The sequence below is a fragment of the Sphingobium sufflavum genome (assembly GCF_021403115.1).
Lineage (GTDB): Bacteria > Pseudomonadota > Alphaproteobacteria > Sphingomonadales > Sphingomonadaceae > Sphingobium > Sphingobium sufflavum.
In genome coordinates this window covers 148,308-160,797 of sequence record NZ_JAJSSH010000003.1, presented here as the reverse complement: position 1 = coordinate 160,797, position 12,490 = coordinate 148,308, and the positions used below count along the sequence as shown (strand labels likewise).

Genomic DNA, 12,490 nt, shown 5'->3' with positions numbered 1-12,490 from the left:
CCGCTACGGCGCGATCACATGGGGCACGAAGCGGGCAAGGTCGCGCGTGATGCGATGATCGTCCTCGCGCACGGACAGCGCGACCGGCTCATTCCCCACGATCCACGCGCCGATCACCGCATGTTGCCCGCCGCCCTGCGCCAGCGCCGCATGCGCCTGCACGATGCGCCCTTCCGCGCCATAGCCCTGCTGCGTCCCGGTCAGGCGCGTCGCGCCGTCAACCAGCACGACATCCGCCCCCTCGCGCGAGAAGAAGGGCTTCACCACATGCGCGCCCGCCTCTATCGCGTCCGCCTGCCCATCGCCCACAAAGGCGGCGGGGAGGAGGTTGGGATGGCCCTTGTGCCGCTCCCACAGCAGCGGCAGGATCGCCTTGTTCGACAAGATCGCCTTCCACGCCGGTTCCAGGAACAGCGTCTTCGACCCCGGCACGGCGGCGGCATAGGGTTCGCGCAGCATGTCCTCCCACGGGTAGAGCTTGAACAAGGCGCCGATCACCGTCTGCCGCTCGTCCACGAACCGCCCGTCGCCATCCAGCCCGATCCGGTCGATCGCCACAAATTCCGTATCCAGTCCCGCCTGCCCGGCCAGATCCTGCAGATAGGCGACCGTCTGCCGATCCTCGACATGATCGGCGGAGGAGGAGAAATGGATCAGGCTGCCCGGCGTCAGCAGCGTGCCGAACCGTTCCATCAACGCCTCATGCAGGCGGTTGAACTGGTCCGTCCCGGCGGGGAGGTTGCCGCGGGCCACCATATCCTCCAGCCATTCCCACTGGAAATAGGCGGTTTCGTAGATACTGGTCGGCGTGTCGGCGTTATATTCCAGCAGCTTGGCCGGGCCGGTGCCGTCATAGGCGAAATCGAAACGGCCATAGAGCGACGGCGCGCCCTCCCGCCACGACCGGGCGACGATGTCGCGCATCGCGGGCGGGATGGCGATCCGGTCCATCAGCGCCTCCGACCCGACGACCTCGTCGCACAGGTTCAGGCACATTTCATGCAGCTCCGCCGCGGGCGACTCTATGTCCCGCTCGACCTCCTCCAGCGTGAACTGCCAATAGGCGCTCTCGTCCCAATATCGCTCCCCCGCGACATGGTGGAAGGTAAAGCCGCTGGCGCGCGCAATCTCCTCCCAGTCGGGTCGCGGGGCGATGGCCACGCGCTTCATGGGACGCGCTTCACAGGTTGCGCCACCGGACGCGCATCACGACGACCGCCGGTGCGGGTCACTTGCGCGGCAGGAAGGGCGCGTCGCGCGACCCGTCGGGCAGGGCGATGGGCTGGCCGGCGGGCGGCGCGGACAGGCGGGCGAGAATATCGTCGGCGCTGGTATGCCCTTCCAACAGGCCCGCATCGCGCAGCTTGGCGTCGAGGTCGGCCCCGGTGCGCATATCCTCCAGCTCCGCCGACGCCTTGAACTTCTCGTCCTGGATCGCCTGCCGTTCCTTGATCCGCTTGATGCTGTCCGCCGCCGAACCCAGCGAGGAGACGCTGCCATTATAGCTGCTGGTCACCGCCGCCTGCGCCTTTTGCAGGCTCTCGTTGGCGCGCACCATCTCCACCTCGCGGCGCAACGCGTCGATCTTGGTGTCGCCCTGCTTGATGATGGCGCGGATGCGGTCCTCGGCGGCCTTCATCTCCTCCGCCTGCGGCTGCTTGGCGCTGCCCTCCGCCTCGATGCTGGCCAGCCGTTCCGCGACTTCACGGGCCAGCGCCATGTCGCCCTTGGCGATGGCGGCGCGGGCGCTATTCTCATATTTGCTGCGCTGCGCGGCCAGCGCGTCCACATCCTTCTCCAGCAGGCGGCGGCGCGCGGTCAGCGTGGCGAGGTCGTCGCGCGCCTTTGCCTGCGCCGTCGCCGCGTCGCGAATCTGCTGGTCGAGGATCGTCATCGCCTTGGCATCGACGACCGCCTGCCCCGCCTCATGCGCGGTGCCACGGATCAGAGTGACGAGTTGCTTCCACATGATGCGTCAGTTCCTGTCTTGATAGTCTTTCGGGGTCGGTCAGGCGGCGGCGAAGGCTTCGCGCAATTCTCCGGCGGCGGAGATGGCGTTTTCGGCCAGCACCTTCAACTCCAGCACGATCGTGCTCAGCCGGGATTCGGTGGAAAGCTCGCCCATCAGTTCATAATAATCGCGCCCGCCCACCTCGGTGATCGCGAAGTTGGAGAGGGGGACCAGCTTCTGCGCCTTCAGGATGAAGATGTTGAAGGCGGCGGCGTCGGGCTGCTCGTCGACGGGCCACAGCAGCGTCGCGGCGACGATCTGCTCCTCGCCCACGTTCAGCAGGATGGACAGGTCGCCATGCTCGATCATCCGTACGACCAGCACCGGATCGCTGCCGTCCAGCCGCTCGACCTGGAACTCCTCGGCATAATCGGGACCGGACAGCGCGGCCAGCAGGCTGGTCGTTGTCCATGCGCCGGGTTGTGCTTCGCTCATAGGGCAGCCTTTCGTCCTTGACTTGTCCGGCGCGCATATCGCACTTCTCCCGCCCATGGGGAAGAGGCTGCATCCGCATCCACAGGTGATGAGCCGCCATGGTCATAACGACCGGGGCGGCCGGGGCGGGCGCACATCATGATCCTGCGGCGTCTTTTCGGCGGCGGCGATCCGCCCGCGCCCGAACTGCCGGTGGTGCGCAACATCACCATCGGGCGCGGCGTGCAACTGGATACGCTGGCATGGCGGCGGTTGCAGGGCACGGCCTTCACGCTGGACCGCGACACGCTGGAAATCGTCGCGCAGGGCCGCATCACGCTGGATGACGGCGGCGGCCATGTCCACCGCTTCTACACGCAGGACGACATCATGCTGCAAGCGGTCAGCGCGTCGGCGGACGGGCATGACGCGGATGATTTCACCCTCTTCATCCCCTGGTCCAGCGCCTATCCGCGCGCCGGGGAGCGGGCGGGGTTCGAGGATCGGCTGCAACAGGCGCGGTGGGACGAGCCGGACGTGGGGACGTTCGGGCGCTTCTGGTATCCCGGCGACGACGGCCCGCAACCCCCGGTGCGCCTGTGGGAAGCGGTGCATGAGGCGCGCAGCGGCCCGCCCGCCCGCCATATCGAGCAGGCGTGCATGCTCTACAGCCGCGATCTGGGCGAGGACAGCGAGCTGCTGCTCGCCATCGCCATGAAGCCGGAGCGCGGCGAGCTGACGCATGAAATCATGATCGGGGTGCCGCTGGCCCCCGGCGAATTGTCCGCCTGACGCGGTCACTGGCTGAAACGAGGGTGAAATGACGCATACGGATTGGCAATTGCTGGCCATCGGCGCAGGCTGGTTCCTCCTCGCCTTCGTGCTGGGCTGCGCGCTGCTGGCGCTGTTCAAGCGGCTCTACCAGCTATCGACGCCCTATGACGAGGCGCAACTGGTGGCACAGGGCAATGTCGCGGCGGCGACCGCGCTGGGCGGCGCGATCATCGGTTTCGCCCTGCCGCTGGCGTCGGCCATCGCCAACACCGCATCGCCGCTGGAATTCGCCATCTGGGCCGTCATCGCGGGCATCATCCAGATTCTGGCCTCGCTGTTCGTGCGCCGCTTCGTCATCCGCGACCTGTCGCAGCGCATCGTCGATGGCAATGTCGCCACCGCCCTCTATCTGGCCGCGACATCCGTGGCGGTCGGCATGATAAATGCCGTCAGCATGAGCTATTGAGGGCGGCATGACCGACACCCTCCTCCCCTCCGCCGGACGCCGGAAGCGCTCGCGACTGGTCCGCCTGACCACCATGACCGCCGTGGCGGGCGGCGCGACCCTGCTCGCCGGGTGCGACGGCCCGGCCGACTATGCCGTGGACGACGGGCCGCCGGTGGAGGTCGCCGCCTTCTCCGACGTGGGCGAATGTGTCCGCTCGCAGAATTTCACGGAGGTCCAGTGCCGCACGGCGCAGGACACCGCCGCCAAGGCCAGCGCCAGCGAGGCGCCCCGCTTCGAGGATAGCAAGACCTGCGAGGAGGAATTCGGCGTCGGCAAATGCGTGCCCGCCACCGCCAACAACCAGAGCTATTTCTCGCCGCTGCTCACCGGCTTTCTGGTCGGGCAACTGCTCAATGGCGGCGGGGGTGGCTATCGCTATGCGCCGCTTTATCGGCGGCAGGACGATGGCAGCTATTACACCGGCGGCGGCGTCCGGCTGAACTATGGCTATGGCGCGAACCGCTATTATGCGGGCAGCCGTGCGATGGAGGTGCCCCGCGCAACGCCGCGCGTGCAATCGCGCAGTTCCGTTATCTCGCGCGGCGGCTTTGGCGGTCGTTCGTTCGGCGGTGGCTGGGGCGGCTGAGCTGCCCCGCCTGCCGAATAACGCCTGCCTGTTCAACCGGCGGCCGGCCGTTCCAGCTTGTCCACCCGGATCTGGAGCCGGTGGAGCAGCGAGGTCCGCACCGGCGCGCCCTCGCAAATCCGCCGCCACGTATAATAGCTGATGCCGAAACGGTCGCGCACGGCCTTTTCCGTGCGGATATGCGTCAATGCCTCGACCTTGTGGGTCAGCGATGCGGGCGGAACGGAACAGCCCTTATATTTCGCATCCGGCGCCACGGCCCGTTTGATCGGCATCGTCCACTCCTGATCCTTGTTGCGCGCAGTCTTAGCCAATCGCCGGTCATGCGGAAAATGAATTGATCGGATAACTGCCATTCGATTATGGAATGGCCATGGAATATCGCCCCCTTCGCGTGTTCATCGAGGTCGTCCGCCAGGGCAGCTTCACCAAAGCCGCGCGCGCCCTTCACTCGACCCAGTCCACGGTCAGCAAGTCCGTTCAACTGCTGGAGGAGCAAATCGGTGCCCGCCTGCTCCACCGGGTCGGGCAGAAAAACCTGCTGACCGCCATCGGGGAGGTCGTGTTCCGGCGCGGCACCACCCTGTTGATCGAGCGGGACGACCTGCTGGCCGAAGTGGCCGACGTGCAAGGCATCCGGCAGGGCGTTCTGCGGCTCGGCCTGCCCCCCATCGGCAGCCATATCCTGTTCGCGCCCGTCTTCGCGGCCTATCGCCGCAAATTCCCGGCCATTACGGTGGAACTGGTGGAGCATGGCAGCGACCGGCTGGAACAGGCGCTGCGCACGGGCGAGGTCGATCTGGCCGGGCTGCTGCTCCCCGTGTCCAAGGAGTTCGACTTCATCGAGGTCCAGCATGAACCGCTGACCGTGCTGCTGCCACGCGGCCATCGGCTGGCGGGCGCGAAGGAGATCGGCATCGGGGAATTGCGGGAGGATGCCTTCATCCTGTTCGACGACAGTTTCGCCATCCACCACCTGATCGTCGCGGCCTGCCGGCGCGAGAAGTTCGAACCGTCGATCGTCGCCACGTCCAACCAGATCGACTTTGTCGTGGAACTGGTCGGCACCGGGCTGGGCATTTCCTTCCTACCCCTGTCCATTGCCCGCTCGCGCAAGCGCGCCAATGTGCGCTGTATTCCGCTGCGGCAACAGGATGCCGCATGGCATATGGCGATGGCGTGGCGCAAAAGCGGCTATCTCTCCCACGCCGCCCTCGCCTGGCTCAAGCTGGCGGGCGGGCAGGAGGACGCGGACGGCACACCCTCCTCGCCACCGACGCCGCACCCGTAAAACAGGACTGGCGACGCGGCCCCGTTGCCCGTGACGCTCCCTGTCCGATCCCGGCGCAGATCAGGCGCAAGGCCGTTGCAGGCCCGGTTCGCTGGCATGGCCGGCCTCCGCGCCCACCTCCGCCCGGCCCTGCACCTTGCGTGCCGCGCCCTGCCCCTCAGCGATCCCGCAGCACATGTTTGCGACCGTCCGCCGGATAGGCATAGTCCTCCGCAATCGCCCCGTTCAGCACATGCGCGTCGATGATCGCGTCGATCCCCGCCTCATCGACCCCGCCATAGCTGGTCCCTTCCGGCCATACCTGCACCACCGGCGCCAGATTGCAGGGGCCGAGGCAGCTCGCCTTCGCGCTCATCATTCCCTCGCCCTGCGTCCGCAGCGACCGCCGCGCCTGCACGTTGCGCAAATGGCCCCAGATCAGCGACGCCCCCGCCGCCGTGCAGGGCGCACCATGGCACACCAGCACCCGCCGCTTCTGCGCGGGGATGATCGACCCCTCGCGCTTGGCCGGGGGCCGGGCGGGCTGGGGATGGCTGCCCGCCGCGCTCACCGCGGCGGCGAGGAGGTCGCGCGCCTGCGGTAGGGCGAAGGGCGCTGGCGCCAGCCGTATCTCCGGCCAAGGCTGTCCTGGTTCCTGTTCATGCTCCCGGCTCCACTCCCGCTCCCAGCGCGCCAGGATCTTGCCGATCCAGATGGCGAAGCTCGGCTCCATCGGCACGATCAGCGGCACCAGCACGATGCTCCGCGCACCCGACGCGATCCGCTCCCACAGCCGTTCCTTCAGCGCCGGTTCGCCCTGCTCGGTAAAGGCATGGCTGGCATGGCTGGCATGGCTCGCTACCCCCGCCGCCAGCACATGGGCGGCGGCGGCGCGCATCTCCTCGATCGGTGCGGCGGCGATGGCCGACCGGGCGATGATAATCACGTCGGGCCTATCCCCGTCCGACCCGCCCTCGTCTGGCCTGCTCCTATCCGACCTGTCATCCATGCTGCAATCGCTCCACTTCCGTAAAGATCGTGGCGCAGGGCCATGCCCGTTCCATCATGCCCTGCGCGCCCGTCATCGGCCCCTGCTCGTCCCTACCGATCCGCCGGGCGATGCTGCCCCACAGGCCGCGCAGGGCGGGGGACAGGTCCGGGCGGAGCAGCGCCATCATGCCACCGCCGCCGGGATGATATAGGGCAGGCCGTCCGCCGACCCGACCGTCACCTCCACCCCGAAGGCGGTGCGGATATGGTCGGGGGTCAGCACATCCTGCCACGCCCCCTCCGTCTGCACCTGCCCCGCCGACAGCAGCACGATCCGGTCGGCAAAGCGCGCGGCGGCGGCGAGGTCGTGGATCGCCACCATCACGCCCACGCCCAGCTCGTCGACCAGCCCCCGCACGATCTGGAGCGCGTCGAGCTGGTGCCGCAGGTCGAGCGCGCTGGTCGGCTCGTCCAGCAGCAGGTAGCGCGCATCCTGCACGAAGGCGCGGGCGAGGAGGACGCGCTGCCGCTCCCCACCGCTCAGTTCGTCGAAGGCCCGCTCCGCCATCGCGCCCAGGCCGAAACGCGCCAGCGCGGCCGCCACGCGCCCGGCCCGCTCGGTGGCGCTTTCGCGATGGCGGTGCGGCGCACGGCCCAGCGCGACCATCTCCGCCACAGACAGCGCCATCGTCTCCCCCGCCGCCTGCGGGACATAGGCGATCAGGCGGGCGACGGCTTCGCGCGACAGGCTGTGCAGCGGCCTGCCCTCCACCGCCACCGTCCCCCCGCCGGGCCGCCACAGCCCGTCGAGGCAGCGGATCAGGCTGCTCTTGCCCGCGCCATTGGGACCGACCAGGCAGACCAGCTCGCCCTGCCGCAGCGACAGGGTGACATCGGACAAGATGGCGCGCCCGCGTCGGCGCAGCGACAGGGCGGTGCAGGCCAGACCGGCGGCGGCAGCGGCAGCGGCAATGTCAGGGACAATGTCAGGGGTCGTCATGACGATGCCCCCCGCGTCCGGCCCAGCAGCAGATGGAGGAAGACCGGCACGCCCAGATAGGCGACGACGATGCCAGCGGGCACCACGACCGGCGCGAACAGCAGCCGCCCGGTCAGGTCCGCCAGCAGCAACAGCAACGCCCCCGCCATGGCCGAGAAGGGCAGCAGCACGCGATGGTCGCCCCCCACCATCAGCCGCCCGATATGCGGCGCGACCAGCCCGACAAAGCCGATCACCCCGGCATAGCTGACGATCGCGGCGGTGATGAGCACCGCGCAGACCGTCACGACGATCCGCGTGCGCGCCACCGCAAAGCCCAGCGAGCTGGCCACCTCGTCACCCCCCGCCGCAAAGGCGTTGAGCGCCCAGGCATGGGCCGCCAGCACCGGCAGCACGATGGCCAGCACGACCCCCGTGACCTGCACGGCGGGCCATGTGGCGCCGTTCACCGACCCGAACGCCCAGTGGACGATGACCGCCAGTTGCTGCTCCGTCGCGATGAACTGGAGCGTCGCGGCCAGCGCGCCGAACAGATAGGACAGCCCCACGCCCGCCAGCACCAGGACGGTGCCCGTCACGCCCCGCAGCGCGGACAGGCCCAGCACGAACGCCGCGCAGGCGAGCGCCGCCAGAAAGGCCGCGACCACGACGGGGGCATAGCTGGCCATGCCATGGTCGGCCGCCATCAATATCGCCACCGACGCGCCAAAACTGGCGGCGGGGGATATGCCGATGGTGTAGGGGCTGACGAGCGGATTGCGCGTGATCCCCTGCATCGCCGCCCCCGCGACCGCCAGCCCGGCCCCGGCGATCAGCGCCAGCAGGGTGCGCGGCAAGCGCAAGGTGGTGAGGATCGCGACAGAGGCGGCGGGGACATCGGGCCGCCACCCTGCGGGCAGCAGGGGCGACAGCAGCGCCGCCACGCCGGTCCCGACCGGGATACGGGCGACGCCATGGAATGTCGAATAAAGCGCCACCACGACCAGCAACAGGCCCAGGATCGCAAAGGTCGCGGCCCTCCGCGCGGCGGCGCCACGCCGGATATTCGGCAGGCGTCCCCACAGACCACCCGGAAGGCCATCCGGCCCTTGGCCCGACAGGCTCATCGCCGCACCTCCGCCAGGCTGACGTTATAGCCATGGCGCGCGGGCACGTGCTGGAAGCGGGTCAGCCATTCGGCCATCACCGCCTCCGGCTCCACATCGCGGAACCGGTCGGGGTACAGCCATTTGGCGATCTGAAGCGCGCCGACGATCTTGGAACAGCCGCCCGCCAGATAATAGGAGATATGATAGACCTGCCCGCTCCGCACGGCGGGAATGGCGTCGAAACCGGGCCGGGCGGCGATCCTCTCCAGAACGCCCGCGGAGAAAGCGCGCGGATGGGGTTCATATTGCCCCGGCTGGAGCTTCAGTATCGCATCGGGCGCACGCGCGATCACCTCCTCCGGGTCCACGGTAAAGCCCTGCACAGTGCCGCGCGACCGGTTCGCGCCGGTGATCGCTACGTCGCGAAAGATGTTCAGGCCCCCGCCCGTCTCGATCATGTCGTGCCAGCCGGAACCAGGCAGCAGGGTGCGATACTCACCCACCTCCTCCAGATAGACGCGTTTGCGCTCCACGCCCTTCAGCCGCACGGCCAGCAGGTCGCGCCACTTGCGATAGAAAGCGTTGAGCCGCGCGGCCTCGTCCGGCCGGTCGAAGATGCGGCCCAGCAGGGTCACATTCTCCTCATGCTTCAACACGTCCCACGCCGTCATCACCGCCACCGGGATGCCCAGCGGCGCGAGTATCCTGTCCGCCTCCGCCCAGCTGCCGTTGCGCGGGATCAGCACCAGGTCGGGGGCCAGATCGACGATGGCGTCATAATTGGGGGTGGATTGCCCCTGCCCCACCACGGCCACCCTCTCCAGTCCGGGCCAATAGGCCCGTTCCTTCGCCGTTCCCGCGTCGATGCCCATGATGGGACCGGTCCCGGCGATGGCGCGCACGAACTCGACATCATAGCGGTTGAAGATGACGACGCGCCGGACCGGCTTTCGAATGGCGACCGTGCGGCCCACATCGTCGGTAAAGCGAAAGTCGGCCCGCCCGGCGGCAACGGTCGCCGCCGGATCGCCGGTGCGCCATCGGCTCCCGCTCCACCAGCCCCCACTCCACCAGATCGCGCCGCCCCCGATCAGGAGCAGCGCGACGATGGCGAGGCGGAACGACCATGATCTGTATCGCATCGGACCGGCCTCCCGCTGGATCAGAAGGCGACGCTGAGCGTGCCGGTGACGCTGCGCGGCGCGCCCAATATCACCTGCGTCCCGTTTCCGGCATAGCTGGACACGGCGTAGGTGGTGTCGAAGACATTGTCGACGCGCAGGTCCAGCTTCAACTGCGGCGCGACCAGCCAGCGCGCACCCACCGCCGTCACGTCATAGGCGGGCAGCGGGAATGTGTTGCTGTTGTCGGTGAAGCGCCGCCCCACATATTGCCATTCGCCGCGCAGTTGCAGGGCGGGGGTCAGGTCGATGGTGCTGCGGACGTTCGCCATCTCCTCCGGCACGAACTGCGGCTGCAACCCGGCCAGGGAGGTGCGGACGCCGCCGACGCTGGCGAAGAAATCGTCGAACTTCGCGTTCAGGATCGCGCCATTGGCGACGATGGTCCATGCCTTGACCGGCCGCACCGCGACCGACGCCTCAATACCCTTCGACGACTGCTGCCCGACCTGTTCGGTCAGCGACAGATTGCCCAGCACCGGCACCAGCAGGTCTTTCTTGACGATGCGATAGGCCGCCAGCGTCCACTCCAGCGCGCCATGGGCATGCGATCCCTTCGCCCCCACCTCGAACTGGCGGCCGGGCGACAGGTCGAACAGGATCTGCGACGCGGAAATGCTGGCCAGCGACGTCACCGGATCGTTGGCGGTCGCATATTGGGCGTAGAGAGAAATCGTCGGCACCGGATTATAGACGATGCCGACATTCCAGCCCGCGCCGCTGACCGTGTTGGGTGCCGGGTCGGACGGGGATGCGGGCTGGCTGGTCCGCTTCATGCGATACTGGTCCCAGCGCACGCCCGCGACCAGCGATAGCGTCTCGCCGAACGTCACCCGGTCCTGCGCGAAGAAGCCGAGCTGGTCCACCTGTGCAATATATTGCGGGCGGAGATAGGCGATGCCCGTCCCGTCGGCATAGCTGCCGGGGTTGAAGCCAAAGGCCGGGACGGTGGACGATCCGGGGAAACTGCCATTGTCGCGCCGGTCATAACGGTTGTGGTTGATATCGAACCCGACGACCAGCGCATTGTCCACGCCCCGGCCCAGCCCGCTCTTCAGCGTGGCGAAGCCATGGTCGCCGAACTGATGCTGATAGCCGACGATGTCGCGATACTGGGTGCGCCGCACCCGCTCCGGCAACAGGCCCGCCGCCGGGACATAGGCATAGGTGTAGGTTTCGAAATATTCGCGATACTGATGGATGGCATAGGCGTCGCTGCGGAACGAGAAGCTGTCCGACGGCGTCCATTCCACATTCACCCGCGCCCGGTTCTCCTCGAACCGGATGCGCGCGTCGGCGGCATTGTAGTTCTGGCGGCGGAAACGCTCGTCGATGGCGCCGTTGACCAGCGGTGTGCCCTCATAGGTGGTCGGACGGTTGTCGCCATAATCGTCCACGATGCTGAGCGAAAGCGTGTCGGTGAGCTGGAAGCGCAGCGCGGCGGACGCGGCGAAACTGCGGCTGCGGCCCCGGTCCATCCAGCCGTCGCTGCGGTTGTAGCTGACGTTCGCGCGATAGGCGATCCGGTCGGACAGCGGCCCGGTGACATCGGCGGCCACGCGGACGCTGTTCCACGACCCCAGTGAGAACTGGCTCTGCATCCGGCTGTTCTGGGTATCCGGCTTCTTGGACACCACATTGACCGCACCGCCGATCGCACCCGCCCCATAGAGGACGGAGGCGGGACCGTAGAGGATTTCGACCCGCTCCACATTCCATGGGTCAAAGGGGAAGGTGATGACACCGCCCGCATTGTACAACTGCATCCCGTCATAGGTCTGAGTGATCGAATTGACGCCATAGAAGCCACGCGTGCTGAGCGCATTATTGCCCGTACCGGGGAAGGGTACCGACGATATGCCGGGCGCGCGGCTGGTGGCGTCCGCGATGGTCTGATAACCGAAATCGCGGATCATGTCGCCGGACAGCACGGCCACGCTGGCGGGCGTCTCCAGCGCCGTCAGGCCAAGGCGCGTTCCCGCCGTGGACGGCGTATCGAGGCTGATGCCGCCGATCCGCTGGCCGGTGACCAGGATGTCGGCGGCGTCGTTCTGGATGGTGGTGGTGGATGTCTGCTGCGCCGATGCGCCCGTCGCCAGCGCCATCGCGATGGCGGTCCCGGCCACACCCGCCAGATGGACAGCGGCCAGAGAGTTCAGAATGGTCTTGGTCATGATAAGTCCCCGCTTGCGTCTGCGATTCACGGCGGGGCCTGTCGCGCGCATGAGCGATCGACGGCGCACGCACGACCGACGGACGCCCGGACAGGCGTCGGCCGTGCATGATCCTGCGGCCCCGGCCGCATGGCTTCGTCGCTCGACGGAAAACTCACCGTGCCGCGGCCATCCCCTGGACCAAGGCAAGAGCGACCAGACGCTGGCAGGTCTCCTGGCTCACGGGTCACCGCTCGATGCACGGCCTTCCCAGGCCTCGCAGGATTTAGCGTCCGGCCCAGTGGCTGGCGGCTGGACCTCTGTCCGCCGCGCATATGCATCGCGCTCACCGCTTACAGTTGCAGGGACAGCTGCGGATTTGGAGGAGACTTTCGACAAGTCCGGCCCCCGCACCGCATTCCCATTTTAAGCCCCTTTCGGGGCACCGGCGCGATCTTGCCCGGCCAATGGTGGTCGGCCGGGCGGGCGCTGTCTAGGCGCAGCGGGCCGGGTTT

14 protein-coding genes and 1 riboswitch are annotated in these 12,490 nt (G+C 67.9%); of the genes, 4 read left to right on the top strand and 10 right to left on the bottom strand.

Annotation, left to right across the window (positions count from 1 at the left end):
* Nucleotides 1–3: 3 nt before the first annotated feature.
* Genes LWE61_RS06405 through LWE61_RS06395 form a run of 3 tightly spaced genes read right to left on the bottom strand, consistent with a single transcriptional unit; the run spans nucleotide 4 to nucleotide 2,446 of the window.
* Complete coding sequence (locus tag LWE61_RS06405) at nucleotides 4–1,170, bottom strand: glutathionylspermidine synthase family protein (protein WP_234149215.1); 1,167 nt, start codon at nucleotides 1,168–1,170, stop codon at nucleotides 4–6.
* A gap of 58 nt (nucleotides 1,171–1,228) precedes the next feature.
* Nucleotides 1,229–1,969, bottom strand: a complete 741-nt coding sequence (locus LWE61_RS06400) for a PspA/IM30 family protein (RefSeq protein ID WP_234149214.1) — start codon at nucleotides 1,967–1,969, stop codon at nucleotides 1,229–1,231.
* Between the two features lie 39 nt (nucleotides 1,970–2,008).
* Nucleotides 2,009–2,446: a YjfI family protein gene (locus LWE61_RS06395; RefSeq protein ID WP_234149213.1), complete on the bottom strand. Its 438-nt coding sequence runs from the start codon at nucleotides 2,444–2,446 to the stop codon at nucleotides 2,009–2,011.
* 138 nt (nucleotides 2,447–2,584) lie between these two features.
* On the opposite strand from LWE61_RS06395, the gene LWE61_RS06390 reads away from it, so the two are divergent.
* The 3 genes from LWE61_RS06390 to LWE61_RS06380 are packed head-to-tail and all read left to right on the top strand — an operon-like array spanning nucleotide 2,585 to nucleotide 4,293.
* Nucleotides 2,585–3,217, top strand: coding sequence for a DUF2491 family protein (locus LWE61_RS06390; protein ID WP_234149212.1), 633 nt, complete (start codon nucleotides 2,585–2,587; stop codon nucleotides 3,215–3,217).
* A gap of 28 nt (nucleotides 3,218–3,245) precedes the next feature.
* Nucleotides 3,246–3,665, top strand: coding sequence for a DUF350 domain-containing protein (locus LWE61_RS06385; protein WP_234149211.1), 420 nt, complete (start codon nucleotides 3,246–3,248; stop codon nucleotides 3,663–3,665).
* 7 nt (nucleotides 3,666–3,672) lie between these two features.
* A complete protein-coding gene (locus LWE61_RS06380) occupies nucleotides 3,673–4,293 on the top strand; it encodes a DUF1190 domain-containing protein (protein WP_234149210.1) in 621 nt (206 codons plus the stop codon).
* Between the two features lie 32 nt (nucleotides 4,294–4,325).
* Here LWE61_RS06380 and LWE61_RS06375 read toward each other — a convergent pair whose 3' ends face one another.
* Complete coding sequence (locus tag LWE61_RS06375; protein ID WP_234149209.1) at nucleotides 4,326–4,568, bottom strand: hypothetical protein; 243 nt, start codon at nucleotides 4,566–4,568, stop codon at nucleotides 4,326–4,328.
* A 98-nt stretch (nucleotides 4,569–4,666) separates the two neighbouring features.
* Between LWE61_RS06375 and LWE61_RS06370 the strand changes: the two genes are divergently transcribed.
* Nucleotides 4,667–5,584, top strand: a complete 918-nt coding sequence (locus tag LWE61_RS06370) for a LysR family transcriptional regulator (protein ID WP_234149208.1) — start codon at nucleotides 4,667–4,669, stop codon at nucleotides 5,582–5,584.
* 157 nt (nucleotides 5,585–5,741) lie between these two features.
* Here LWE61_RS06370 and LWE61_RS06365 read toward each other — a convergent pair whose 3' ends face one another.
* From LWE61_RS06365 to LWE61_RS06340, 6 genes are read right to left on the bottom strand one after another with little or no spacing between them, the layout of a single operon-like run.
* Nucleotides 5,742–6,509: a (2Fe-2S) ferredoxin domain-containing protein gene (locus LWE61_RS06365; protein WP_234149207.1), complete on the bottom strand. Its 768-nt coding sequence runs from the start codon at nucleotides 6,507–6,509 to the stop codon at nucleotides 5,742–5,744.
* 55 nt (nucleotides 6,510–6,564) lie between these two features.
* Nucleotides 6,565–6,741: a hypothetical protein gene (locus LWE61_RS06360; protein WP_234149206.1), complete on the bottom strand. Its 177-nt coding sequence runs from the start codon at nucleotides 6,739–6,741 to the stop codon at nucleotides 6,565–6,567.
* Nucleotides 6,738–7,553 (bottom strand): ABC transporter ATP-binding protein, encoded by an 816-nt coding sequence (locus tag LWE61_RS06355; RefSeq protein WP_234149205.1) that lies wholly within the window; start codon nucleotides 7,551–7,553, stop codon nucleotides 6,738–6,740. Before LWE61_RS06355 ends, LWE61_RS06360 begins: the two co-directional genes overlap by 4 nt.
* On the bottom strand, nucleotides 7,550–8,659 hold the full coding sequence (locus LWE61_RS06350; protein WP_234149204.1) for a FecCD family ABC transporter permease: 1,110 nt from the start codon (nucleotides 8,657–8,659) through the stop codon (nucleotides 7,550–7,552). The genes LWE61_RS06355 and LWE61_RS06350 overlap by 4 nt, the downstream gene beginning before the upstream one ends.
* On the bottom strand, nucleotides 8,656–9,783 hold the full coding sequence (locus LWE61_RS06345) for an ABC transporter substrate-binding protein (RefSeq protein ID WP_234149203.1): 1,128 nt from the start codon (nucleotides 9,781–9,783) through the stop codon (nucleotides 8,656–8,658). Before LWE61_RS06345 ends, LWE61_RS06350 begins: the two co-directional genes overlap by 4 nt.
* 20 nt (nucleotides 9,784–9,803) lie before the next feature.
* Nucleotides 9,804–11,996, bottom strand: coding sequence for a TonB-dependent receptor (locus LWE61_RS06340; RefSeq protein ID WP_234149202.1), 2,193 nt, complete (start codon nucleotides 11,994–11,996; stop codon nucleotides 9,804–9,806).
* A 187-nt stretch (nucleotides 11,997–12,183) separates the two neighbouring features.
* A riboswitch (cobalamin riboswitch) is annotated at nucleotides 12,184–12,440 on the bottom strand.
* Nucleotides 12,441–12,490 lie beyond the last annotated feature (50 nt).

Bases quoted from the DNA above. Each gene is read 5' to 3' on its own strand.
- LWE61_RS06405 (WP_234149215.1), bottom strand. From the start codon at position 1,170: ATGAAGCGCGTGGCCATCGCCCCGCGACCCGACTGGGAGGAGATTGCG.
- LWE61_RS06400 (WP_234149214.1), bottom strand. From the start codon at position 1,969: ATGTGGAAGCAACTCGTCACTCTGATCCGTGGCACCGCGCATGAGGCG.
- LWE61_RS06395 (WP_234149213.1), bottom strand. From the start codon at position 2,446: ATGAGCGAAGCACAACCCGGCGCATGGACAACGACCAGCCTGCTGGCC.
- LWE61_RS06390 (WP_234149212.1), top strand. From the start codon at position 2,585: ATGATCCTGCGGCGTCTTTTCGGCGGCGGCGATCCGCCCGCGCCCGAA.
- LWE61_RS06385 (WP_234149211.1), top strand. From the start codon at position 3,246: ATGACGCATACGGATTGGCAATTGCTGGCCATCGGCGCAGGCTGGTTC.
- LWE61_RS06380 (WP_234149210.1), top strand. From the start codon at position 3,673: ATGACCGACACCCTCCTCCCCTCCGCCGGACGCCGGAAGCGCTCGCGA.
- LWE61_RS06375 (WP_234149209.1), bottom strand. From the start codon at position 4,568: ATGCCGATCAAACGGGCCGTGGCGCCGGATGCGAAATATAAGGGCTGT.
- LWE61_RS06370 (WP_234149208.1), top strand. From the start codon at position 4,667: ATGGAATATCGCCCCCTTCGCGTGTTCATCGAGGTCGTCCGCCAGGGC.
- LWE61_RS06360 (WP_234149206.1), bottom strand. From the start codon at position 6,741: ATGATGGCGCTGCTCCGCCCGGACCTGTCCCCCGCCCTGCGCGGCCTG.
- LWE61_RS06355 (WP_234149205.1), bottom strand. From the start codon at position 7,553: ATGACGACCCCTGACATTGTCCCTGACATTGCCGCTGCCGCTGCCGCC.
- LWE61_RS06350 (WP_234149204.1), bottom strand. From the start codon at position 8,659: ATGAGCCTGTCGGGCCAAGGGCCGGATGGCCTTCCGGGTGGTCTGTGG.
- LWE61_RS06345 (WP_234149203.1), bottom strand. From the start codon at position 9,783: ATGCGATACAGATCATGGTCGTTCCGCCTCGCCATCGTCGCGCTGCTC.
- LWE61_RS06340 (WP_234149202.1), bottom strand. From the start codon at position 11,996: ATGACCAAGACCATTCTGAACTCTCTGGCCGCTGTCCATCTGGCGGGT.